Below are 1,919 nucleotides of genomic sequence, written 5' to 3'. Positions count from 1 at the left end.
GGACTCGGGGGCGGTGGACGACGCGGGCATGGCGGAGCCTTCCTGTCGGGCCTGGCGGATGGGTCCTACTGGTTGGTCTTCGGCAGGCCCGGCGGATTGATCTCCGACTTCGCGACCGCCTCGCCGGACAGCCCCCACCGTTCGAGGACCCGGGCGTAGGTGCCGTTGCGGATGACCTCCTCGAGCGCGGCGTGCAGCGCCTTCACCAGGCCGTTGTCCTTCTTGGTGGTGGCGGCGATCAGGCCCTGGAGGGTGGCCCCGCCGCCGGAGTAGGTCCCGACGATCTCGGTCCTGCCCGCCGAGGCCACGTGGTAGGAGGCGGTGGGGCTCGGGCCGAGCCACAGGTCGATGCGCCCGGACTCCAGCGCGAGGTAGGTGTCCGCCTGGGCCTTGTAGTAGGCGATGTCGACCGGTTCCAGACCCGCCTTCTCGGCCTGCTCGCTCCACTCGACGAGGATCTTCTCCTGGTTGGTGCCGGTGTCCACGGCGACCTTCCGCCCGGCCACGTCACGGAAGCCGCGGATCTTCAGGCCGCTGCCCTCGCGGGCCTCGAAGGCGAGGTCGTCCTTGCGGTAACTGGCGAAGTCGTACTTCTCCTTGCGCTCCTCGGTGACGGTGATGTTGCTGAACCCGACGTCGTACTTGCCGCTGTCCAGGCCGACGAAGATGTTCTCCCAGGAGACCGCGGTGTACCGGGGCTTCAGCCCGAGGGCGCCGGCGACCAGGTGGGCGATGTCGATCTCCACCCCGATGCGGGTCCTGTCGTCGGTGGCGTAGAAGCCCAGCGGCGCGGAGCTGTCGGCGGACCCGACGATCTCCAGCGTTCCGCGGTCGCGAATCGTCCTGGGCACCAGGGCGGCCGCCGCGTCCACCTTCACAGTGGTGACACGCTTCTGGTCGGGCGAGTTGTTGATCTTGGTGGTGCCGGATCCCTTGGGGTCCCGCACCTCCGTGGAGCCCCCGTCGTCGGGGTTGGCGCAGGCGGACAGCGCGACGCCGGTGATGAGGGAGAGGGCGAAGGCGCGGCGGTTGATGGGGGCCATGTCGGGCGGGACTCCTCGGGTCGGGGCAGCACGAAGGGCGGAGGCGGAGAGGTCAGAGCACCTTGGACAGGAACGCGCGGGTGCGCAGGTGGCGGGGACGGTCGAGCACCTCGGAGGGCGGTCCCTGTTCCACGACGACGCCGTGGTCCATGAACACGACACGGTCGGCCGCCTCACGGGCGAAGCCGATCTCGTGGGTCACCACGACCATCGTGGTTCCGGTGCGGGCGAGGTCCTTGATGACGTCCAGGACCTCGCCGACCAGTTCGGGGTCGAGCGCGGAGGTCGGCTCGTCGAAGAGCAGCACCTTCGGCTCCAGGGCGAGGGCACGGGCGATCGCCACCCGCTGCTGCTGGCCTCCGGAGAGCTGGCGGGGGTAGGCGTCCGCCTTGTCGGCGAGACCGACCCGGCCGAGGAGCCTCTCGGCGGCGGCCACGGCCTCCTTGCGCGGCCGGCGCAGCGCGGAGACCGGCGCCTCGATCAGGTTCTCCAGCACGGTCAGGTGCGGGAAGAGGTTGAAGTTCTGGAAGACGAACCCGATCCGGGTCCGCTGGCGCAGGACGTCCTTCTCCTTTAGCTCGTGCAGCCTGTCGCCGCGGCGGCGGTAGCCGACGAGTTCGCCGTCGACGCTGATCCAGCCCTGGTCGACCTTCTCCAGGTGGTTGATCGTCCGCAGCAGGGTGGACTTGCCGGAGCCGGAGGGCCCGAGGACCACGGTCACCTCGCCGGCCCGGACCGAGAGGTCCACGCCCCGCAGCACCTCCAGCTGGCCGAAGCTCTTGCGGACGCCGCGGACGTCCAGCATCACCGGCCCCGCCTCCGGCTCGAGGGGGTGCGCACTGTCGCTCATGGGGTGCCTCCGGGGCGTCCGTGGGA

The 1,919-nt window shown here is 70.5% G+C and carries 2 protein-coding genes; both read right to left on the bottom strand.

The window, feature by feature from the left end:
• Positions 1-65: 65 nt before the first annotated feature.
• Positions 66-1,043 (bottom strand): ABC transporter substrate-binding protein, encoded by a 978-nt coding sequence (locus tag ACOV8S_RS05280; protein WP_448316352.1) that lies wholly within the window; start codon positions 1,041-1,043, stop codon positions 66-68.
• Between the two features lie 52 nt (positions 1,044-1,095).
• Complete coding sequence (locus ACOV8S_RS05275; RefSeq protein WP_448316351.1) at positions 1,096-1,893, bottom strand: amino acid ABC transporter ATP-binding protein; 798 nt, start codon at positions 1,891-1,893, stop codon at positions 1,096-1,098.
• Positions 1,894-1,919 lie beyond the last annotated feature (26 nt).

Source organism: Streptomyces sp. CO7, from assembly GCF_053474865.1.
Note: the sequence above shows the minus strand (reverse complement) of the source record. Positions and strands in the feature narration are given on the sequence as shown.